Below are 21010 nucleotides of genomic sequence, written 5' to 3'. Positions count from 1 at the left end.
TATTAGGCACGCCGCCAGCGTTCATCCTGAGCCAGGATCAAACTCTCCAATAAGTGTTTGATTGGCTTAATAAATTTTTTTGTTTCTTTCCCAATCAATAAGAAAGAAACCGAATTGACTTCAGGCTATTTTGTTTAGTTTTCAAGGTTCGAATGCTATATGGTGGGCCTGAGTGGACTTGAACCACCGACCTCACGCTTATCAGGCGTGCGCTCTGACCAGCTGAGCTACAGGCCCATATATGGAGCGGGTGATGGGAATCGAACCCACGACATCAGCTTGGAAGGCTGAGGTTTTACCACTAAACTACACCCGCAAATAAATGGTATATTTTATTAGTTAGGAAGCAAGAAGTAAATCTAATTGCTTCCCGTCTACGCGCCCGAGAGGAGTCGAACCCCTAACCTTCTGATCCGTAGTCAGACACTCTATCCAATTGAGCTACGGGCGCAACAGCGACAAGGAATATCATATCAAATCTGAATTATAATTGCAAGCTTTTTTTCTCGATGCGGTCGAGAGGACTTGAACCTCCACGGGATTAACTCCCACTAGGCCCTCAACCTAGCGCGTCTGCCATTCCGCCACGACCGCATATGGTGAGCCATGGAGGATTCGAACCTCCGACCCTCTGATTAAAAGTCAGATGCTCTACCGACTGAGCTAATGGCTCGAGATTTCAATATTAATTATCATAAAAGAAACAAAGGCAAAAGTAAAATAAAAATTCGTATTTTAGCAATAAAAAAAGACTTACGTGAATTTATTCAATTCATATACTGCTATAATAATTTGCCCGATCCTTTCATGTGAAAAGTAATGGCTGGGCTACCAGGATTCGAACCTGGGAATCACGGGACCAAAACCCGTTGCCTTACCGCTTGGCTATAGCCCAAGAATGGCGGTCCGGACGGGACTCGAACCCGCGACCTCCTGCGTGACAGGCAGGCATTCTAACCAACTGAACTACCGGACCTTATATAACAAGTGACCCGTACGGGATTCGAACCCGTGTTACCGCCGTGAAAGGGCGGTGTCTTAACCACTTGACCAACGGGCCAATAAATAATGGCGGAGAAGGAGGGATTTGAACCCTCGCGCCGCTTACGCGACCTACACCCTTAGCAGGGGCGCCTCTTCAGCCACTTGAGTACTTCTCCATATGGCTCCAGCGGCAGGATTCGAACCTGCGACCAATTGGTTAACAGCCAACTGCTCTACCACTGAGCTACGCTGGAATTTAAGTAAAAAAATAATAGGAACACGCTTCGTTTAATATACTATGTGCTCGTCGTGTTTTCACTCCTCGCAAACCTACTCAGAAGATTTCCAAAGAAGTTTACGGTTCGCTACGCTGGAATTTAAGTAAAAGAATTTAATAGGAACACGCTTCGTTTAATATTCAGTTTCAAACTCAATTCGATTCTATCGATATGCCCTATCAAAATGCGTGTGATTTATTCCTCTTAAACAACCACTCATTTTGTTGCGACGATAAGTATAATACAACATCTTTTAGAGTGTGTCAATCGGTTAAAATATATTTCTCAAATATTTTTTAGCAACCGATCCATGAGGTGAATTCCTTTTTTTCAATGAAATATCTCGATCACAGATTTCAATTATACATGTTTCATATTGCTGAGACAAGGTGAAAATTTAATTTCTTATTTTTGCACAAGTTTTCCACGACATTTTCCACAGGAATACCGTTTTGTGTCCACTTTTCTTCTACGTTTGTATTCAAGTCCGCACTTCCTACATTGGTATATGTACTTCTCTCTTTCTATTGAAGGCAAGAAGCTACAATGTCTAGGGGATCCGGTTTCTTTTAATAGCTGACGGAATTCTTTACTGCGATGATGATACGGTTTACCTTCGACATGCAAAAAGTGATGGCATAGCTCATGTTTAATAATTCCTTTAAGCTCTTCTAACCCTAATTCATCTAAATATTTTCTGTTAATCTCGATGAGTTTTTTTGAAGGTATATATCTCCCCCCTGTTGTCCGGAGCCTGCCGTTAAACACGATATCGGCATGAAATTCTCGGTTGAAATATGTTTTGGACAGTTCTTTCGTCCATAGGAGTAATCGATGTTGATCCATTCTTTTCACCTTTCACATAAAGGAAATTCCCTTTAGCAATTCTTGGCTGCTTGCATATAATAATAGAAACACTTTCAGGAGGGTTCGCTATGCCAAATTGGTTGAAGGCACAGCTATTAAAAGCCTATGCCTCCAAAGATTTGTATCAGATTAAGTTACTCAATCAATGCTGGTTTTATTATTATGATCGCAACGTTAATTAGATACTATTGGACCATCGTTAAAGCGATCCGCTGTCTTTTGACGTCGATTTCTTCCACCCATACTGTCACGATGTCGCCTACTGCAACAACGTCCAATGGATTTTTAACGAATCGGTTAGCCAATTTGGAAATGTGAACAAGTCCGTCTTGTTTAACGCCGACATCTACAAATGCTCCAAAGTCGACTACGTTTCTCACCGTTCCTTGCAGTTCCATTCCTTGCTTTAAATCTTCCATTGAAAGAACATTCGTTTTCAACAAAGGTTTAGGTAGTTCATCACGAGGATCACGGTTTGGTTTCCGAAGATCTTTCATGATATCTTCTAAGGTTAATTTCCCGACTCCTAGTTCTTGTTCGAATTCGGTCAGATTCACTTCTTTTAATTTCTCGGACAAGTCCTCTGTACCAATATCTGCAGATGACGCTTTCAATTCATCCAATAGTTGTTTCGTTGCTTTGTAACTTTCTGGGTGGATGGACGTTCGATCAAGTGGTTCGTCACCATCTGGTATTCTCAAAAATCCAATCGCCTGTTCATATGTTTTATCTCCCAATCGAGGTACCTTCTTAATTTGTTTTCGATTGGTAAATTTTCCGTTCTCTTCACGATACTTAACGATATTATTTGCCACTGTTTTATTTAAGCCTGAAATATACTCAAGCAATGAAGAAGATGCTGTATTTACATTTACACCAACCTGGTTCACTGCCGTTTCAACAACAAAGGTCAATGAGCTATTTAGCTTGCTTTGCGAAACATCATGTTGGTACTGGCCAACTCCAATGGATTTCGGATCAATTTTCACTAATTCACTAAGTGGATCTTGTACTCTGCGAGCGATCGAAATGGCACTTCTTTCTTCAACTTGCAAATCAGGAAACTCTTCTCGAGCAAGTTTTGATGCAGAGTAGACACTGGCTCCAGCTTCGTTAACAATGATGTACGGTACATTTAAATTGTTTTGCTGAATCATATCCGCAATAAATTGTTCTGTTTCTCTCGATGCTGTTCCATTCCCGATCGCGATCAACTCTACTGGATAACGTTCAAGGATGGATAACACCTTTTTCTCAGAACCTTTCACATCTTTTCTCGGTTCAGTCGGATAAATGACATCTACTTCTTGTTTCATACCCGTTTCATCGATGACCGCTAGCTTACAACCTGTCCTGAAAGCCGGGTCGACACCGAGCATGACTTTTCCTTTAAGCGGCGGCTGTAATAATAAATTTTTTAAGTTCTTAGCAAAAATATCAATCGCATGCTCTTCCGCTGTTTCTGTTAATGAACTACGAATATCTCGTTCAATCGATGGCTCAAGTAAGCGTTTATACCCATCATCGATTGCCGCCTGAATGATATTCGCTTCCTCTATATTTTCATTTATAATAATTTCTTTTTGTAAATAAGAAATAACCGCTTCTACAGGTGGTTCGATGGTTACTTTCAAAACTTTTTCTTTCTCTCCACGGTTAACTGCCAAGACACGGTGATGTGCAATCTTTGCTACTTGCTCTTGGAAATCATAATACATTTGATAAATTTCTTTTTCATCTTCAGCATTTTTCTTTATTTCGGTTTTGATGATTCCTTTTGAAAAAGTCATGGAACGAATCTTTTCACGGAACTTCGCTTCATCTGAGATTTTTTCAGCAAGAATATCATTAACCCCTTGAAGAACATCGCTAACTTCGACTAATTCATTTTCTTCAGAAAGATACTGTTCTGCTTCTTGGAGAACGTTGATTCCTTTTTGAGCCCAAATCTTCTCAGCTAACGATTCCAAGCCTTTTTCTTTAGCAATTGTTGCGCGTGTTCGTCTTTTTTGTTTATATGGTCGATACAAATCTTCCAGACGTTGTAATTTGCTTGCTGCCTGGATGTCTTTTTTCAATTCGTCTGTCAGTTTACCTTGTTCATCAATCAAACGAATGATTTCTTCTTTTCGCTGATCAAGTTGTACTTGGTAATCAAACGATTCTTTAATGGATTGGATTTGCGTTTCATCTAAATTACCGGTCTGTTCTTTACGATAACGAGCAATAAATGGGACAGTATTCCCTTCATCCAACAACTCAACAACTGTGCGGATTGTTTTAGGTTGAATAGATAAATCTTTACTAACGAAATCAACTGCTCGATCTATGTATTGCTGTTCTTCCATCCTTATTCCTCCAAACAAAAATGCGTTTCATCTTTTTTATTATAACATGAGATCCACTTCTAGATTTATAGCCATTCTACTATAAAGACAAAACAAAAGAAGGGCTTCTTTACCCTTCTCATCCTAGAAACTTCATCGCTATTAACGTTGTATCATCTTCCATATATTCTTTTTGTTGCTCTGTGAACCAGTCGACAGTTAACTGCATTGATTGGAAACTATAAAACTCCTTCGTTAGCTGACGTTCACTAACACCATCTGAAAACATAAAAAATAACGCATTCTTCTGCAATTCACCGTAATGCACTTTTGTTTTACGGGGTATACCAGAAAGGTAGCCGTGGATTGGAATGTTTCTTTGTTTCTTTCCTTCAGCTGAAATCATCACAATACTGATATTGCCGACAGATACATAAGAAAATTCCTTTTTATTAAAATCCAAGCGTAATATACCTAACACACAACCTCTTAATTCATTCCCGAACAGAGCTGCATTGCATTGCCCGAGCATATCATCTAATGGTTGATGCACATTTTCTCGAATGACATCAATCACGGTTTGCGAAGACTTTTTGGCAACTTCACCACTGCCGAGCCCGTCTGACAGAGCGACTAAGAAGTGATCTTCCGTTTCGATATAAAAATAACTATCACCTGAATGATAGTTACCTTTTTTCGGTTTTTCATAAGTTGCTATTTCTACCCTTCCAGCCTGCTGAATCAAAACAATACCTCCAAGTCTTCATCCGATATGGATTCGCGCAGCTTTCTAAGTGCACGACGCTGCAATCTAGATACATGCATTTGCGAAAGACCAAGTCGTTTTCCTGTTTCTTTTTGACTCAAATTTTCAAAATAAGTGCATCGCAAAATTTCTTGCTCTCTTTCAGACAAAAGAGGCATAATTTTTTCGATTAAAAGTTTATAATCGATTTGTTCATAACCGTCTTCTTTTTCACCAACGAGATCAAGTATCGTTACTGTACTTCCATCTGAGTCAGCTTCAATTCTTCGATCTGCAGATAATGCGTTGTAGCTTTTGCCCATTTCCATCGTCTCTAATACTTCTTCTTCCGAAGCCTCTAGATAATTAGCTATTTCAGCAACGGATGGAGAAACTTGATTTTCAGTCGTCAGCTCTTCTACAGCCCTTTTAATTTTTGGACCTAACTCTTTGATTCTTCTAGGTACGTGGACGCTCCATGTTTTATCACGGATAAAACGTTTGATTTCACCGATGATGGTTGGTATGGCAAAGGATTCAAACGACTTCCCAAATGATTCATCATATCTACGGATTGCCGCTAATAACCCAACCATACCAACCTGTACTAGATCTTCATGGATGCCACTGTTTTTCGAATATTTTTTCGCTATCGAATGAACAAGGTTTTCATATTTTAAGACTATTTTTTCTTGAGCAGATTCATCTTCTGGATGTTCGTGGAGGTATTCAATAAGTTGATATACATCTTCTTCGTTATTGTGTTGTTGAAACCTGGTCGTCACTACGCCCCACCTCGTTTTCAAACAAGTACTTTGTCATAAGTACGATTACGCCGTTGTTATTCGTGATCTCCACTTTGTCCATAAGGGCATCGATAAGGAACAGACCAAAACCTCCCTCTTTCATATTACTAATCGGGATATCTTCATTATAAGGTCCAATGTTTTCCTTAATCGATTTAAGATTGAAGCTATCACCATAGTCCGCAATCATGACCTCCATGCGGTCTTCATATAAACCAAACCCTACTGTAACCTCGCCAGCACCTTCTTCGGTATACGCATGCTTCACTGTATTGGTTATAGCTTCAGAAATTGCGACTTTCAAATCTTCAATTTCTTCGTAGCTAAAACCCATTCGATTCGCTAAGCCGGATGCCGTCAACCGTGCCACGCCAACATAATCCGATTTTGCTGGTACTTTCATTTCAATGAAATCGAATGGTTCGTTCATTACATACCACCTCTAACTGTGTTTTCGATATCAATCACTTCGTTTAGTCCCGTAATATTGAACAGGCGGTAAACATTATCCTGTAAATTAATAAGTTTAAACGTTTTATCTACTTCTTTGGATGTTTTTAATGCACTGATGAAGACACCCAAACCTGTAGAATCCATGTAATTTACTTGTTGCATATCTACTTGAACCTCTTTGTTTTCTTCAATTAGATTCAATAAATGTTCCTTTAATCTAGGCGCCGTGTACGCATCTATTTCACCTGAGAGTTTTAAAATCGACGAGTCGCCGTTCTTGTGATCATCGATATGTAGATTCACAATAACCATCCTCCTACTCTGATATCTACCTCTATTTACCCAATCCAAAGTCCTAGCAAACCTATTTTTCACCTTTTCTTCGAATAGCTACTAACGTGAAGTCGTCCCTGAGTTGAAAATCTTGTAATCGTTCGAAATGTTTATAGGCGTTTTCTACCAATTCATTCGATGGTTCTTGTATATAATTATGAAGTACATCTAACACTTCATCTTGCTCAATGAAGCGACCTGCAGCTTTACATTCTGTTACACCATCTGTCAGTAAAAAGATGATATCGTTCGGTTCAACATCTAACTCGAACTGCTCATATTTTGAGTCACTTTTAACACCAAGCAACAAACCTTTTCCTCGAATTTCTTCAAATGTTTTCGTACGATGTCTATAAATGAAACCAGGTTCATGCCCGGCGGTAGCATAGTAAAACTTGTGCTGATTTACATCATACAAGCCATAAAACATCGATACAAACATTCCGGGTTCAACGTTTCTCTCGACAACCCGGTTCAATAGTTCAAGTATGATCTCCGGATAAGTTCGATTATCTGGATAGCTTTCCATCGCATATTTAATCATCGACATGACAAAAGCTGCTGGAATACCTTTTCCACTTACGTCTGCGACAGCAACACCGATGTTGTTTTCCGTGTCTTCTACGAAGTGATAATAATCTCCACTCATTTGCCGTGCAGGAAGAGAAATCGCACCTATATCCAGAACTTCAGAATTAGGTACTTCCGTTTTCAATAATGTATTCTGCATTTTGGCGGCTACATCAATTTCATTTCGAAGGGAATATTGTTGTTCTTTTATATCATTGAACATTCCATAAGCTACACCGTAATAAATCATTGTTTCGATTAGAAATTTGAATGAATCTTTTAAACGCGGATCCATATCTGGAATGATTTCCGACATTGTTTGATAATGGGCGTCAATAATTTCTTCTGGTTTCACGCCATCCTGTATCGATTGTCGACTAAATTGTTCTGCTTGATATAACACTTTCTCATCTTTTGATCTCAAATATTCTTGTAGCAATTCTCTATAAACAGAGACAACTTTTTTCGTTTGTTCCATGCCGTCCCCCCTATTACCGTAACCATTTAATGACATGGATTGTCGTGCCTTCATCGCTTGACATAATGTCGAAATCGTCCATTAACCGTTTCACACCTGGCAATCCTGCCCCTAAACCTCCAGAGGTTGAGTAACCATCAATCATTGATTTACTAATATCTTTAATCCCGGGCCCATTATCTTTTGCGATAATTTTCAGCCCAACTGGTGCTACGCCTTCTACTTGTTGGAAAGTGATTTCTCCTTTTTTAGCGTATAAGTATATGTTTCTTGCGAGTTCAGAAATAGCGGTTGCGATTCTGGCTTGGTCCACAGAACTGAAGCCCAGTTCGGTCGCTATATTCCTACCCGTTTGTCTTGCGCCAACAATATCAAGCTCTTTGGCTATTGGCACATTGGATAGTGTCCCCTTCATCACTTTTCCTCCAATTCCCGTCTCAGCTTAATCAACCCTTGTTCAAGATCTAATGCTGTCGGTACGTCTTGTAAGTGAATGCCTAAGTCGATTAAAGTCATGGAAACTGCCGGTTGAATACCAGTGAAGACGACCTTCGCCCCCATTAAGTCTGCCATCGATACGACATCTCCTAATACTTTCGCTATAAAGGAATCTATAATGTCTACAGAAGTTAAATCAAGTACTACACCTGTTGCACCTGACTCATGTATTTTGCTCAATAAGTCTTCTTGAAATTGCATTGCTGTTTGGTCATCTAATTCCACTTGCACGGATATCAAAAGGTATTCATGCAACTTTAAAATCGGTATTCTCATATGTTTCACTCCTTCTCAATCGAGTTCAGAATGTTTTCGATCTCGTCGCCTTCGCCTTCATTTTCACTGATAACTTTTGCACCTGTCATCTCAAGTGCTGTTCTGAATCCTTTTTGCAACGAACTTTTCGTTGGGAAGTTACGAAGATCGATACCTAGGTTGACAATCGTCTGAGCTATCTCTGGACGAATTCCGACCAAAATACATTGTGATCCGACCAGACGAACAGCTTCGGCTGCCTGAATAATGTGATGAGCCACCATCGTATCAACAACTGGTACACCAGTAATATCAATTAAGACAACTTCAGCATTGTTTTTAATAACACCATTCAGTAAATTTTCCATAATAAGCTTAGCGCGATCTGTATCAATCGTTCCTACAAGTGGCATAATTGTAATGCCTTCCATGACTGGGATTAATGGCGCAGATAGCTCTTGTAACGCAACCTTCTGCAAGGAAACAATGTTTGTCCAATTACTAGAATATTCATTGATGAGACGGTTTTTAATCGGGTCGACCCAGTCGTTAACCCCTTCCATAATGCTCAAAAATTCTTCATTATTGTTTGTTTCACCGATATCTTCTAAAATAGTTCTGATTGCTACCGTTCTGAACGCTTGCATACCTTCAGTTAAATAACCTAATGGCCATCCAAGGTTCACAATCTTTTCAGAGAACTCTTGCAAATCATTCGTTCCACCGTTGCTTTCAATATTTGAAAAAATGACATTAACGAATTCACGATTCGTTTGTTCAATGGCTTCTTGAGAAATCGTTTCACCGTACTCAGTAACTTTATTTTCATCGAGTTTTACTAACCAATTTTTTATGATTTGATCACTATGTTCTAAAATAATATTTCTTAGCCTTTGTTCCACCTGCTAAACCCCCAAACAGTTTTTTGTTATCTTATAATAACTTACCATTTTCCGACTGTTATTTCTACTATGAGCCGAATGACTTACTATCTTGATAGAGTTCGAGTGTTGATTATTCAATTTAATTTTCTTACAGTTTAACATTTGAAAACAGAGAAATACTGAATATAATCAAAAAAAGCAAAAAATCTTATGCAAACTACCGTCTTAACGGTAATTACATAAGATTTATATGATAGTCTATAGATCAATTAGTCCCAAGCTAATTTGCAAAGCTTCGTCCACTTGGTTCATTAGAAATTCGTCTAACGTTGTAAGCTTATCTGTCAATCGCTGTTTATCGATTGTTCGGATTTGCTCCAAAAGTATAACCGAATTTTTTTCAAAATGATATTTTTCTGCGTCGATTTCTACGTGTGTTGGTAATTTTGCTTTTTGGATTTGTGCAGTGATCGCAGCGACTATAACAGTAGGGCTAAAGCGATTGCCAATGTTATTTTGTATAATAAGCACTGGGCGAACACCGCCTTGCTCTGAACCTACCACAGGGGTTAGGTCCGCATAAAAGACGTCGCCTCGTTTTACATACAAGTTAATTACACCCCACTCACTGAGCGCTCAAGAGTTGTGTCAGCCTCCTCTTCAGCCTGGAAAGCTTCTGATGCAATATCTAAGTTGATACTTTTCATCTCTAAATAACCACGGCGCATGCTCTCTTTAATTTTACGGTTCTTCTCTTCCTTAATATAGGCTGAAATCGCTTGGTGAAATAGCGTGTTTCGATCGATGTCGTGCTCTTCAACCATATGATCGCATTCATTCACTAGTGATAAAGGTAGCTCTACAACAATTTCTTTCGATGTGTTAGACATCCTTACACCCCCAACAATTTACGCAACACAAACTTTCTTCCATGATACCACCGATTCCCATCATACGTAAAGCAATTCTCGAAAATTATTATACTTTTTCTACAAAATTGTTCCGTTTTGTCATAAAAAGGAATGTTAGTTTGTTAGATAAATACGAGGAACTCGGTTGGTAATGATACAAGGGATCTCATAGTTGATTGTTTCCAGATAGTCAGCCACATCATCTATGCGGATACGTTGCCCGCCATTTTCACCAATTAACGTCACTTTAGTACCGACCGGATATCCTTTCGGTAAGCGTACCATTAGTTGATCCATACAAATTCTTCCGACGATTTCTGATTTCTCACCTTCCACAAGTACTTCAAAGCCTTGTAGTTTACGAATCCACCCATCACCATAACCGATTGGAACCGTTCCAATCCACTCTTCCGTTTCCGCTTCATAGGTTGCCCCGTAACTAATATGTTCGCCTGGTTTCATTTTTTTCACATGAGCGAGACGGCTCTGTAGAGAAAAGGCCTCATTCAACTGATAAGAACTCACTTCCTCAACTTCTTTTGAAGGATAAAGTCCGTAAAGTCCAATCCCGAACCGAATGCCGTCAACCATATCATCTGGGAACCGCATTGAAGCAGCAGTGTTTCCGATGTGGATTTGTGTTTCTGGTGTACGAATAGGTGAGAAGATCTCTAACATCCCATAAAAATAATTCATTTGTTTTTCATAGTACGATAAATCGAAAGAATCGGCCGTTGCAAAGTGTGTGAAAATACCACTCATCTCGAATTCACTCGAAAATTTGGTAACTTCTTCAATTACAGCATATGCCTCTTCTTTTGTTTTTATACCAATTCGTCCCATTCCTGAATCAATTTTTATATGAATCTTCAGTTGTTCTTGTTTATCTTTCAAAACTGAACCAGCTTGTGAGAACCATTCTGCTTGGAATGCAGTCAGTTCAATGTTCGATTCCACTGCAATGGACACATACCGTGGATCTGTCCAACCCATCACCAAAATAGAAGCTTCAGGAAATGCATCCCGCAAAAGGATCGCTTCATCTAAACTAGCAACAGCTAACGCATCCGCTCCCGCTTCGAGAGCAGCTTCTGAGACAGGTATATAACCGTGTCCATAAGCATTGGCTTTTACAGCGACATAAATTCGTTTATTTGGGTAATTTTGACGTATCATCTTCAGGTTTTTCTTGATTGCAGTAAGGTCTACCTCTGCCCACGTATGTCGAAAATTCGTAGAAAACTCCATTTGAAACACCCATCTTTTTTACTGTTCATTATCACGATGAGAATACACGTTGTCAATTGTGAACTTCACTTACTTAAATAGAAGATCTAATGGCAATATAACGATATTCGACTGACGAGGTTATTATTTGGATCACGTTTTGAGCGACAAGAGTATTTTTCGAATACGGAAGGATCGCGTTTTTCGTTCCTTCCCGGTTTGAGAGCGCCTATCAAACACGGAAGGATGCACTTTTTCGTTTCTTCCAGGTTCGAGAGCGCTTATCAAATACGGAAGCTCACAGATTCACGCTCCTTCCCGGCTTGAGAGCACTTATCAAACACGGAAGCGCACAGGGTTTCATTCCTTCCCGTCTTGAGAGCACTCCTCAAATACGGAAGGCCGCATAATTTCATGTCTTCCGTTGTTGAGCACGCCCTGCGAATGACCCGTTCTAATTTTCTACCAAAAAACCGAGAGAATGCTCTCTCGGTCTATGCAGGTAATAGGTTTTTATTTTAATACTTCTTTTTCTACCGATTGTGCTACTTCCACCAGTTCATCCACCGTCAAATCATCACTAGCGACAACAAATCGCATCCCGTCTTGCTCCCATTCCAAAGTACCATTCGCTAAGTGTCCAACTGATTTGCCTAAATCAACCAACTCACCATCTGCATAAACAGGAACACTTAAGTCAGTTGGATAAGAATTATAGACTTCTTGGATTAACGTAAATGACTTCTCTCCCTCAAATGTTGAAAGGACACGCTCACCAAAATCAAATTCCATGACTTCCTCTCCAGCGAACTCAGTACCGGAAGGCAGGTTGACCGGATAATATACTTCTAAATCCTTGTCTTCCAATTCTGCCATCGTCGGTACGCTGACAGCTCCTTCTGCAAGATTCTGATCTGTATCGAACTCTTCATCTTCAATGGCGACATCAAAATCAAATGAATTGAACGTTACTTCCACAATCGACTCATTTTCAGCATTGAAAACTTTTACTAATGCAGGTTTCTTCGATTTTTTATGGAAGTAAATTTCTTGATAAGGAAGCTTTTGCTTACCTTTGTAGTTCGTCTTCACCGTGAAAATATAATAATTCTCGGTTTTCTTGAACTCCCGCTCATCATCTGCCTTAATGTCATCAATTAAAGAAGTGTAAAGGTAAGGCTGGCTATGATGCTTCGGCCACTCATTTTGGAACTTATAACTTTTATTGATCGAAGGAGTCAGTACAAATACACCTTCATCGTTCCGCAGAATGACCTGATTGCCTTCTTCATCCGTCTTGTTATTCATGACCACTTTGTAAAAATTATCTTTTTTGTGCCAGACCTCTACGTTATACTGCTGCGTCTCTTCACCAGTCTTCATCGTCATATCCACCGTCGAAGTAAAGGAAGATAAATCTTCACCTTGCTTCTCCAACGAACCAACGACATCCTCCACTGTTTCTTCTCCACATGCTGATAAAAGTACAACCATCATCAGAAACAGGGATAAGAAGAGTAATCGTCTGCTTTTCATTTGGACAACTCCTTCGTCTCATTTTCTTACTCGCCATCCATTGGCAAGCAATCTATTCGTGTTGCGGTGACAATGTGCACATCGGATGAATTGTTACCCGCAATACACTATATGAGACAACCTAATTGAATATGCAGACGAGCTTCATGGAAATCTTCTAAGTTACTGAAGCGAATGTTCAATGACCACTTGGGCAATCGCATACGCTTCACTATGAGAAATAGATAGATGAACGTTTTCTTTCAATTTACCTTCCCTGTAAATTAGTGGTTGTCCGGATGCGCCGCGAAGAATCTCAATCGATTGAAACGAATGGTGTACACCGATCCCGGTCCCTTCTGCTTTGCTATACGCTTCTTTTGCTGCAAACCTACCTGCCAAAAATTCTATTTTCCTTTTGGACGAAGGTAGTTGATTGTATAATGTCATTTCAGCGTCTGATAAAATACGATTCAGAAAGCGCGGTTTTCGCTGAATGATTTTTTCGATTCGTTTCAATTCAATAATATCTACACCGATGCCTTTAATCATGGTTACACGCTCATTTCAAAGAGATTTTCGTTATTTTTATTCTTATTATAAAAGAAAAATGGTACTATTTAGTCAGGTGATTAAAATGTTCTTTGTACGAACAGAAAACTTTCAACAATTTATCCGATATTATCCAGTCATAACAGCTTTGGCTGCGATTCATATCATTTTATTTATCATGACGGAAGTGATTCCGCTAAACGTCTTCCAGGAAATAAAAGCTTTTTTGCTCGGAAATAATTACTTAGTTCAAGTAGAAGGTGAATATTGGCGGCTTTTCACACCAATCTTTCTCCATCTATCGCTTACCCATGTTGTTTTCAATACATTCAGTCTCGTTCTTTTCGGACCTGCATTGGAAGTGATGCTCGGTAAGGTTAAATTCATTCTAGCATATTTATTCATGGGAATAATCGGGAATGTATTTACTCTATTCGTCGGGCCTCTTCTAATGAGCCATGCTGGTGCGTCCGGTGCCATTTTCGGCATGTTCGGTTTGTATCTATACTTATCTTTTTTCAGAAGGGATTTAATTGATCATCAAAGCAGACAGGTCATACTCGTGATCATTGTCGTTTCATTAGTGATGACCTTTACTGGAGCGAACATTAATGTTTATGCTCACTTATTCGGATTGATTGCCGGAGTTGCTTTAGGACCAATCGTTTTTGGGAATAAATAATAGGTGGATTTGATCGTGAAGGGAGTGTCTGTTATGAAAGACAATAAGTTAGGTCCTTATCTGGCGGTAGCGATTGGTGTGCTGGCTGTCTCGACTTCTGCAATATTTGTTAGGCTCGCAGATGCGCCACCGTCGATGATTGCTTTTTATCGTTTGTTTTTGGCGGTCGTCATGATGCTTCCTTTAATTCTTTGGAAATATAGGGACGAGTTTACAAAAATAACGAAACGCGATTGGTTATATACAGCTGCGGCTGGAGTCTTTCTTGCTTTCCACTTTATTTTTTGGTTTGAATCATTGGAGTTGACCTCCGTAGCCAGCTCGACTGTACTTGTTACAACACAACCAATATTTGCTTTTATCGGAACATATATATTTTTTAAAGAACGATTTACAAGTGGTGCTGTATTCAGTATGTTGATCGCACTGACTGGTAGCTTCATTATCAGTTGGGGTGACTTCCAAATTAGCGGGATGGCTCTTTTCGGTAATTTCCTTGCCCTAATGGGGGCCGTAACCATCACTGGTTATTTTCTATTTGGACAAAATGTGCGAAGAAGGTTATCTCTTGCGACGTATACATTCATTGTTTATGGCTTCACGACAATTACACTATTAATTTATAATCTAATCACCCGTGAGTCGTTTACTGGTTACTCAGAAGAGACTTGGATCTATTTCTTAATCTTAGCCATCATTCCGACATTCTTTGGCCACACCCTCTTTAACTGGGCATTAAAATGGGTTAGTGCATCGACCGTTACGATGGGGATTTTATTTGAACCGATTGGGGCAAGCGTGCTCGCATACCTTATATTGGATGAGCTTGTTACGTGGTCGCAACTCCTTGGCGGTTCGATCGTTTTATTCGGATTAGCTTTATTTATATTCAGCACTACAAAGAAAAAGAATGTGCGTGTCTTAAATAAAAACACTTAGCGGAGGGGATTTCTCATGAAGATTCAGTTGATTACCGATGGAAGTGCGGATTTACCAAAAGGTTTTGCCGAAAAACATAACATAATTGTTGTACCTCTAAATATTCACTTTGGGGAATCAGAAATACGTACGGATGAATTGAAAATTGATGAATACTATGAAAAAATGCGTGCCTCAGACGAATTACCAAAGACATCAGCACCTAGCCCTGCAGCGTTTTATGAGGCATACAAACAAATCGATCCGAACACACCAATTTTAACGATTACATTGACAGAAGAATTAAGCACAACCAATCAGAATGCTGTCATCGGAAAAGAAATGCTTCTAGAAGAGGAGCCTGATCGACAAATCGAGGTTTTGAACACAAGAACAGCATCTTGTGGATTAGCACTACTTTTACACGAAGCGATCCACAGCAAAGTCCAAGATTTACGTGAACTGTTTGCATACTTAAAAGAGAAAAACGAAAAAGTGACTACCCTCTTTTCTTTAGCAACTGTTGAGAACGTTGTTAAAGGTGGAAGATTGGATCGTGTTAGAGGTGCAATTGCTAAAACGTTAAATATCAAACTACTAATGCGTGCATCAGAAGTTGGAAAAATCGAAGTCACTGAAAAAATACGTGGTGAGAAAAAAGCACTTCGTAGACTCGTCGATCAAATCGGGGAATATTCGAGTTCCCTTCAAGGTAAAACGATTGCTCTTGCGCATAGCAACTGTGAAGAAAAAGCCAAAGATGTATTAAAAAACATTCGTGAGAAATACGCTCCGAAAAATGAACTTCTCGTGGATATGGGGCCGTTAATTGCAACATACGCTGGAGAAGGTGGAATTGTCATTTCATTCTTTGAGGAATAAAATAAAGCCAGTGGTCAGCGACCACTGGCTTTATTTCGTATTGTTCACCTATGTCCAATGTCACAAAGGATTCCAACCGTAGAAATAATCTTACGCTTGGCTCGGTAGGTTTAATACGTTTAATCCCCATCCTTTATGACTTCATGTTTCGCACAAAATCCTGCATGTTTTTTACCATCGGTCGAATCTCTCTAGTAGTTCGAACAACATGGCCAACGGTGTTCAATACTTTTTCCATATCAACTTCACCTTCATCATCTTTAAAATAGTCTGCCAGCACTTGTTGGATTGCTTGCTGTTGCCAACCAAATTGCTTAAACGAATTTCTTTTTTTACTTTTGATCGAAGGCTCTGTCCAATATGGGCGATGATAAAATTGGTCTTGCGGAAACCGTTCCAATTCCCTCATGTCAGCATCCCTTCCCATCGTCTTTTCTGTTATTAGTCTATGAAAATAATGGAAAGGGTGTGTCACCGACAAGTCAAAAGAGATTTAATTCTTGCTTCAAATGTGCCGGTTGAAAACCTAAAATGGCGTGATGTCCTACAAAAGTGGTTGGCGTACCAAAATGTCCTGCATCTTGTAGTTCTATTAAATAATCAGGGTATTCTGTCGTGTTTTTTTCTTGATAGTCTACCTTGTTTTCATCTAGCCATTGAAGTAATTCTCGGCTTGTTTGACAATTATTGCTTGTATAAACAACAACGGTGTCGTGCTGCTCCAAGATGTTCACCTCAATCTATAAGATTTCTAAAATCGTATTCCCGATACATATTACTCTTAAACCACATATTTAATGTTTCAGTAATATTCCACCCATAAATTTACAATTTAATGTTGCTATACTTTCTATTAGCTTCCTCTTTCCTAACTATTCATTTCATGCCAAAATAGATGATGAACGGAGTGATCTAAATGATTGAAGATACAGGAGAACGCGTAATTCCAAATAAAATGAGCCCGATGAACAATTTATTGCTCGAGCATATTGCACGATACCAGTTTTCCTTACCTTATCTTAAAGGCCGAGTCCTTGATATGGCTTGCGGGGCAGGGTATGGAACCCACATGATTGCAAAGCAACGTAAGAAATTCATCGACGAAGTCATAGGGATTGATATCGATCCAGAAATTATCGCGTATGCAAAAAAGGAATATTATCACCCAAAGTCATCGTTTCACATGTATAACGCAACCGATGCAGCACTACCTGAAAAGCTCGGTACATTTGATGCGATTGTCAGCTTCGAAACAATCGAGCATATCGCTGAAGAAGAAGAGCTTTTAAACAATTATTATCAATTATTAAATCCAGGTGGAACATTAATTGTGTCAACACCGTTTGGAAAAGGCCGCGGAATGCCAGTCGGTTCCCCTTTTCATATACACCAGTTAACGGTTGAAGAATTTCAAGAGTTATTTACAAACTATGCAGAGGTTGACTTTTATTATCAACGTGGAGTACTAATCGAGCCCGGTCGCAAGAGCCTCAAGTACCCATTAGGAATCGCTGTTTGTAAAAAATAACGAAGGATGTTATGGTGAAAAATAAATTAGGCTTACGGAATGAACCCGCAAGCCTAATTGGATATGCGTTTTTCACGTATTTATTTGTTATCTCGTTGGCGAGCTCTTTCGTTTCCGCCCTTTTGACCAATGTCTTCATAGAATTCTTTGTCATGATTACGGCTTGTTGCTTCGCCGCCTTTTTCACCGATTTCCTGGTAGAATTCTTTGTCGTGATTACGGCTTGTTGTCTTTCCGCCTTTTCTTCCCGCTTCCTCTAGAGACATTTTGTTGTTCTTTCTGTTTTGTGCCATGTCATAACATCTCCTTTCAGATTCGGATTGGCGAATCATCATCGCCTACACTAAAAGAGTTTCCACGTGAGGTTCATTTCTAAACACATTTTAAACTTAATATTTGTCACGATTGATATGATCATCTTTAAACTACATAGATTTCAATTAATATAATAAGAGTCGTCCTATGAACATACAATATAGTAACCTTATCTACTATTTAGTTTCTAAGATTATTTCCGCATTCATAAATAGTGAATGAGTGATGATGGGATAGATCTATTATAATAATGAATTCCAGCTTACAGGTTATATATTTTTTTCATTTATGACTTTCGATGTTTTAATACACTTACTCAGTGGGTAAGGTTAACTAGAAATTGAAAAAGGAGTGAATGAATCATGATGGGATTTTTACTATATTTATTAGTCGGTGGTATTATCGGTTGGATTGCCGGATTGATTCTAGGCGGTGTACCTGGTGGTATTATCGGTAATATCGTAGCCGGTGTCGTTGGTGCATGGATTGGACATTCTCTAATGGGTTCATTCGGACCAGTTGTTGCGGACATCGCAATCTTTCCAGCCATCATCGGTGCATTGATCTTTGTTGCAATCTTAAGCATTATTCTAAAAGCAATTAGATAACAGTGGATTAAATGAAATAAGCACGAATGGGCATATTACCATTCGTGCTTTTTCTTGTTTCAAGCTAGTTTTCTTTCAAAAATCAGCCAACTGCTTAATCGATATATTGGATAGATCCCACATAACACATACACAACAATTGGCACTTCGAAAACAAGTGCGAAACTCGTAATCAAAAGTAAAAAAATTAACGTCATAATGTTGGCATATGTTCCGTTAATTGGCATCGCATCGAAGAACATGGACGCCTGCTCCCGCTTCATCTTCACATGCTCTTTAAAGCATTTTTCATGAAATGGTCGTAACACCATTTTCATGTTGGATACAACTAGGTTTGATTTTCTCTCAATCGGTTTTTTACAACGAATACATGTGATTGTTTTATCGGACATCGAAAAATCCTTTCTTTCAATTAAGTATATTCACAAACGTTCAAAGCATAATGATTGAAAAGCGTATGTCATTCTAAAATAATTATAAACATAGTCCTTTAAAAAAGAAAGGTGTCGATGATGGCAATTCAATTAAGTGTTTTAGATCAATCACCCATTTTGCAAGGAAGTAGCCCCCAAGAGGCACTTCAACAAACGATAGAACTCGCCAAACGAGTTGATCAGTTAGGATATAAACGTTTTTGGATGAGCGAGCATCATAGTGCTCAAAGTTTAGCCGGCTCAGCACCAGAGTTATTGACAGGAATCATTGCCCAAGCAACTGAACGAATTAAAGTAGGAACAGGTGGCGTCTTATTACCACATTACAGCACATATAAGGTGGCCGAAATTTTCCGTACATTGGAAGGTTTGTACCCTGGTCGAATCGATCTGGGAGTTGGCCGTGCTCCGGGCGGCATGCCTGGTGTGAATTACGCACTGAACAAAGGGAAATATCCCGATGTCCACTCCTTCCCTAAGCAAGCCGCTGACCTTCTTTCTTATTTGGAAGGCGGAAGCCCTGAAGGTTATCAAGTTTACGCTACACCCCTTGGCCCGACAGTTCCTCCCGTTTGGATTTTAGGATCTAGTGGTTCAAGCGCCGGACTTGCTGGTGAGCTCGGTGCCAATTATACATTCGCTCAATTTATTAATCCGGATGGCGGACCAGCAGCGATCCAGCAATATTATGACCATTTCATTCCATCTGAACATCAAAAAGAGCCGACCGCAAGTGCTGCTGTATTTACAGTCGTTGGTGAAACGGAGGAAGAAGCAGAATATCTCGCCTCTTCTCTCGATGTATCTTTATTGATGGCTGACCAAGGTCAAATACGAAATCATTTTATGTCACCTGAAGAAGCTCAACAATATAAGTTTTCTTATTTTGAAGCGGAACGAGTGAAGTACAACCGAAACCGCATGATTGTCGGAGATGTTGAAAGCGTCAAACAACAATTAGAACAGATGGCAACAGATTTTCAAATTGATGAAATTATTGCGAATGTGATTGTATATCCTTTTGAGAAACGATTAGATAGCTACGAAAAGTTAGCAAAAGCTTTTCAGCTGAATGAAAAGTAAATCATATGGGAAGGAGTTTTTGAAATGGTTGCATTTGATCACCTTGTCATTTTATCGAATGATCCTGCTAAGGATGCCTCCGCTTTCGAGAATAATCATCAACTTCAAGCCGTTCAAGGAGGCGAGCACAAAGATTGGGGAACTTATAACCATTTAGCATTTATGAAAAATAACAGTTATGTTGAATGGATCGGCATCCGAAATCAAACGTTAGCTAAAAAATCGGGTAACCCACTTATTCAGCACACCGTACATGCAAGTGAACAACAAACAGAGGGTCCGATTCAGTTTGCACTTCGCGTAGAAAATATCGATCGATTTATCGACCACTTCGAAACGGAAGGCATCGCCTATAAAGGCCCTTTTCCTGGCAGACGAGTACGTGCGGATGGCAGTGTACTCGAATGGCGAATGTTATTTCCTACTTATTCATTCGACGAAGCTCCCCTTCCTTTTTTAATTGAATGGTCTGGTGAAGGGAACCAACCGACGGATCGATCGCAAATCAATGAAACTTCTTTCTCAAAAGTTGTTGTTTTTGCAGAACATCCACAAGAATATCGAAAACAACTCAAGAATGTATACAGGCTACCAACGAATTCGAAAAGCATATTTGAATTAGATAATGGCATGATTGAAGTGAAGCAAGGCGAGCAAATCGAAGGCCATTTTAATACAATACAGTTTTAATAGTAATTTTAAAAGAAGCACAGCTTTTATATATATTAGAGGCTGTGTTTTTTTAGTCTTGGGGTTCTTGAAGACATTTTGAATAATTCTCAGCTTATTCGGTCGTCGAAAGTGCTTCTCGACGACATTTACAATGCAATCACAATCCTTTTGTGTAACGAGAGCGCTTCTCGATGACATTTCCTAT

26 protein-coding genes, 10 tRNA genes and 1 pseudogene are annotated in these 21010 nt (G+C 39.3%); 8 read left to right on the top strand and 29 right to left on the bottom strand.

Annotated features, from left to right (window positions below):
* Window positions 1–160 precede the first annotated feature (160 nt).
* From FPQ13_RS11940 to FPQ13_RS11890, 11 genes are all read right to left on the bottom strand, one after another.
* Window positions 161–237: transfer RNA gene (locus FPQ13_RS11940), tRNA-Ile, on the bottom strand.
* Window positions 238–242: 5 nt separating this feature from the next.
* Window positions 243–316 (bottom strand) — tRNA-Gly (locus FPQ13_RS11935).
* A 61-nt stretch (window positions 317–377) separates the two neighbouring features.
* A tRNA-Arg gene (locus tag FPQ13_RS11930) sits at window positions 378–451 on the bottom strand.
* A 59-nt stretch (window positions 452–510) separates the two neighbouring features.
* Window positions 511–594 (bottom strand) — tRNA-Leu (locus tag FPQ13_RS11925).
* Between the two features lie 3 nt (window positions 595–597).
* Window positions 598–673 (bottom strand) — tRNA-Lys (locus FPQ13_RS11920).
* Window positions 674–820: 147 nt separating this feature from the next.
* A tRNA-Gln gene (locus tag FPQ13_RS11915) sits at window positions 821–895 on the bottom strand.
* Between the two features lie 4 nt (window positions 896–899).
* Window positions 900–976: transfer RNA gene (locus FPQ13_RS11910), tRNA-Asp, on the bottom strand.
* Window positions 977–988: 12 nt separating this feature from the next.
* Window positions 989–1060, bottom strand: a tRNA-Glu gene (locus tag FPQ13_RS11905).
* A 9-nt stretch (window positions 1061–1069) separates the two neighbouring features.
* Window positions 1070–1160 (bottom strand) — tRNA-Ser (locus FPQ13_RS11900).
* 3 nt (window positions 1161–1163) lie between these two features.
* A tRNA-Asn gene (locus FPQ13_RS11895) sits at window positions 1164–1238 on the bottom strand.
* 429 nt (window positions 1239–1667) lie between these two features.
* On the bottom strand, window positions 1668–2108 hold the full coding sequence (locus tag FPQ13_RS11890; RefSeq protein ID WP_144089550.1) for a SprT family protein: 441 nt from the start codon (window positions 2106–2108) through the stop codon (window positions 1668–1670).
* An 89-nt stretch (window positions 2109–2197) separates the two neighbouring features.
* Here FPQ13_RS11890 and cmpA point away from each other — a divergent pair, with 89 nt between their 5' ends.
* Window positions 2198–2311, top strand: coding sequence for a cortex morphogenetic protein CmpA (gene cmpA / locus FPQ13_RS11885; RefSeq protein WP_144089549.1), 114 nt, complete (start codon window positions 2198–2200; stop codon window positions 2309–2311).
* A 3-nt stretch (window positions 2312–2314) separates the two neighbouring features.
* On the opposite strand, the gene FPQ13_RS11880 is transcribed toward cmpA, so the two are convergent.
* From FPQ13_RS11880 to acpS, 14 genes are all read right to left on the bottom strand, one after another.
* Window positions 2315–4477 carry a Tex family protein gene (locus FPQ13_RS11880; RefSeq protein WP_144089548.1) on the bottom strand — a complete coding sequence of 721 codons (2163 nt, stop codon included), beginning with the start codon at window positions 4475–4477 and terminating at the stop codon, window positions 2315–2317.
* Window positions 4478–4595: 118 nt separating this feature from the next.
* On the bottom strand, window positions 4596–5201 hold the full coding sequence (locus tag FPQ13_RS11875) for a SpoIIE family protein phosphatase (RefSeq protein ID WP_186279675.1): 606 nt from the start codon (window positions 5199–5201) through the stop codon (window positions 4596–4598).
* The gene (sigB, locus tag FPQ13_RS11870) at window positions 5198–5986 is read right to left on the bottom strand and encodes an RNA polymerase sigma factor SigB (protein ID WP_144089546.1); all 789 of its coding nucleotides are present in this window, start codon (window positions 5984–5986) and stop codon (window positions 5198–5200) included. Before sigB ends, FPQ13_RS11875 begins: the two co-directional genes overlap by 4 nt.
* A complete protein-coding gene (gene rsbW, locus FPQ13_RS11865; protein WP_144089545.1) occupies window positions 5958–6437 on the bottom strand; it encodes an anti-sigma B factor RsbW in 480 nt (159 codons plus the stop codon). The genes sigB and rsbW overlap by 29 nt, the downstream gene beginning before the upstream one ends.
* The gene (locus FPQ13_RS11860; RefSeq protein WP_377862670.1) at window positions 6437–6763 is read right to left on the bottom strand and encodes an STAS domain-containing protein; all 327 of its coding nucleotides are present in this window, start codon (window positions 6761–6763) and stop codon (window positions 6437–6439) included. The genes rsbW and FPQ13_RS11860 overlap by 1 nt, the downstream gene beginning before the upstream one ends.
* A gap of 61 nt (window positions 6764–6824) precedes the next feature.
* On the bottom strand, window positions 6825–7841 hold the full coding sequence (locus tag FPQ13_RS11855) for a PP2C family protein-serine/threonine phosphatase (RefSeq protein ID WP_144089543.1): 1017 nt from the start codon (window positions 7839–7841) through the stop codon (window positions 6825–6827).
* Between the two features lie 13 nt (window positions 7842–7854).
* Window positions 7855–8256: an anti-sigma regulatory factor gene (locus FPQ13_RS11850; RefSeq protein ID WP_144089542.1), complete on the bottom strand. Its 402-nt coding sequence runs from the start codon at window positions 8254–8256 to the stop codon at window positions 7855–7857.
* Window positions 8256–8615, bottom strand: coding sequence for an STAS domain-containing protein (locus tag FPQ13_RS11845; RefSeq protein WP_144089541.1), 360 nt, complete (start codon window positions 8613–8615; stop codon window positions 8256–8258). Before FPQ13_RS11845 ends, FPQ13_RS11850 begins: the two co-directional genes overlap by 1 nt.
* Window positions 8616–8620: 5 nt before the next feature.
* Window positions 8621–9496, bottom strand: a complete 876-nt coding sequence (locus FPQ13_RS11840) for an STAS domain-containing protein (RefSeq protein ID WP_144089540.1) — start codon at window positions 9494–9496, stop codon at window positions 8621–8623.
* A 240-nt stretch (window positions 9497–9736) separates the two neighbouring features.
* Window positions 9737–10087, bottom strand: a complete 351-nt coding sequence (locus FPQ13_RS11835; protein WP_144089539.1) for a type II toxin-antitoxin system PemK/MazF family toxin — start codon at window positions 10085–10087, stop codon at window positions 9737–9739.
* Window positions 10088–10092: 5 nt separating this feature from the next.
* Window positions 10093–10368 carry an antitoxin gene (locus FPQ13_RS11830; protein ID WP_144089538.1) on the bottom strand — a complete coding sequence of 92 codons (276 nt, stop codon included), beginning with the start codon at window positions 10366–10368 and terminating at the stop codon, window positions 10093–10095.
* A 135-nt stretch (window positions 10369–10503) separates the two neighbouring features.
* Window positions 10504–11637 carry an alanine racemase gene (alr, locus tag FPQ13_RS11825; protein WP_144089537.1) on the bottom strand — a complete coding sequence of 378 codons (1134 nt, stop codon included), beginning with the start codon at window positions 11635–11637 and terminating at the stop codon, window positions 10504–10506.
* A gap of 492 nt (window positions 11638–12129) precedes the next feature.
* A complete protein-coding gene (locus FPQ13_RS11820; protein ID WP_144089536.1) occupies window positions 12130–13152 on the bottom strand; it encodes a LolA family protein in 1023 nt (340 codons plus the stop codon).
* A 162-nt stretch (window positions 13153–13314) separates the two neighbouring features.
* Window positions 13315–13683 carry a holo-ACP synthase gene (gene acpS / locus FPQ13_RS11815; protein ID WP_144089535.1) on the bottom strand — a complete coding sequence of 123 codons (369 nt, stop codon included), beginning with the start codon at window positions 13681–13683 and terminating at the stop codon, window positions 13315–13317.
* An 85-nt stretch (window positions 13684–13768) separates the two neighbouring features.
* On the opposite strand from acpS, the gene FPQ13_RS11810 reads away from it, so the two are divergent.
* The 3 genes from FPQ13_RS11810 to FPQ13_RS11800 are packed head-to-tail and all read left to right on the top strand — an operon-like array spanning window position 13769 to window position 16165.
* Window positions 13769–14365, top strand: a complete 597-nt coding sequence (locus tag FPQ13_RS11810) for a rhomboid family intramembrane serine protease (RefSeq protein WP_144089534.1) — start codon at window positions 13769–13771, stop codon at window positions 14363–14365.
* Between the two features lie 33 nt (window positions 14366–14398).
* Complete coding sequence (locus FPQ13_RS11805; RefSeq protein ID WP_144089533.1) at window positions 14399–15304, top strand: DMT family transporter; 906 nt, start codon at window positions 14399–14401, stop codon at window positions 15302–15304.
* A 15-nt stretch (window positions 15305–15319) separates the two neighbouring features.
* The gene (locus FPQ13_RS11800; RefSeq protein ID WP_144089532.1) at window positions 15320–16165 is read left to right on the top strand and encodes a DegV family protein; all 846 of its coding nucleotides are present in this window, start codon (window positions 15320–15322) and stop codon (window positions 16163–16165) included.
* Between the two features lie 133 nt (window positions 16166–16298).
* Here the strand turns inward: FPQ13_RS11800 and FPQ13_RS11795 are convergent, their stop codons facing one another.
* Both FPQ13_RS11795 and FPQ13_RS11790 read right to left on the bottom strand, forming a co-directional pair.
* Window positions 16299–16640, bottom strand: coding sequence for a YppG family protein (locus FPQ13_RS11795; RefSeq protein ID WP_212371016.1), 342 nt, complete (start codon window positions 16638–16640; stop codon window positions 16299–16301).
* A gap of 7 nt (window positions 16641–16647) precedes the next feature.
* A complete protein-coding gene (locus FPQ13_RS11790) occupies window positions 16648–16890 on the bottom strand; it encodes a glutaredoxin family protein (RefSeq protein ID WP_186279673.1) in 243 nt (80 codons plus the stop codon).
* A gap of 191 nt (window positions 16891–17081) precedes the next feature.
* On the opposite strand from FPQ13_RS11790, the gene FPQ13_RS11785 reads away from it, so the two are divergent.
* The gene (locus FPQ13_RS11785; RefSeq protein WP_144089529.1) at window positions 17082–17693 is read left to right on the top strand and encodes a class I SAM-dependent methyltransferase; all 612 of its coding nucleotides are present in this window, start codon (window positions 17082–17084) and stop codon (window positions 17691–17693) included.
* An 83-nt stretch (window positions 17694–17776) separates the two neighbouring features.
* Here the strand turns inward: FPQ13_RS11785 and FPQ13_RS11780 are convergent.
* Window positions 17777–17986 (bottom strand): annotated as a pseudogene (locus FPQ13_RS11780) (KGG domain-containing protein); the annotation flags it as partial.
* Between the two features lie 387 nt (window positions 17987–18373).
* On the opposite strand from FPQ13_RS11780, the gene FPQ13_RS11775 reads away from it, so the two are divergent.
* Window positions 18374–18616: a GlsB/YeaQ/YmgE family stress response membrane protein gene (locus FPQ13_RS11775; protein WP_144089551.1), complete on the top strand. Its 243-nt coding sequence runs from the start codon at window positions 18374–18376 to the stop codon at window positions 18614–18616.
* 59 nt (window positions 18617–18675) lie between these two features.
* On the opposite strand, the gene FPQ13_RS11770 is transcribed toward FPQ13_RS11775, so the two are convergent.
* Complete coding sequence (locus FPQ13_RS11770) at window positions 18676–19008, bottom strand: hypothetical protein (protein WP_144089527.1); 333 nt, start codon at window positions 19006–19008, stop codon at window positions 18676–18678.
* 120 nt (window positions 19009–19128) lie between these two features.
* Here FPQ13_RS11770 and FPQ13_RS11765 point away from each other — a divergent pair, with 120 nt between their 5' ends.
* Both FPQ13_RS11765 and FPQ13_RS11760 read left to right on the top strand, forming a co-directional pair.
* On the top strand, window positions 19129–20133 hold the full coding sequence (locus tag FPQ13_RS11765; RefSeq protein ID WP_144089526.1) for an LLM class flavin-dependent oxidoreductase: 1005 nt from the start codon (window positions 19129–19131) through the stop codon (window positions 20131–20133).
* Between the two features lie 24 nt (window positions 20134–20157).
* Entirely contained in the window at window positions 20158–20823 is a 666-nt protein-coding gene (locus FPQ13_RS11760; protein ID WP_144089525.1) for a VOC family protein, read from the top strand.
* Window positions 20824–21010 lie beyond the last annotated feature (187 nt).

It is taken from the genome of Allobacillus salarius (genome assembly GCF_007559425.1).
GTDB classification, from domain to species: domain Bacteria; phylum Bacillota; class Bacilli; order Bacillales; family Alkalibacillaceae; genus Allobacillus; species Allobacillus salarius.
This window is presented reverse-complemented; position numbering and strand designations above follow the sequence as displayed.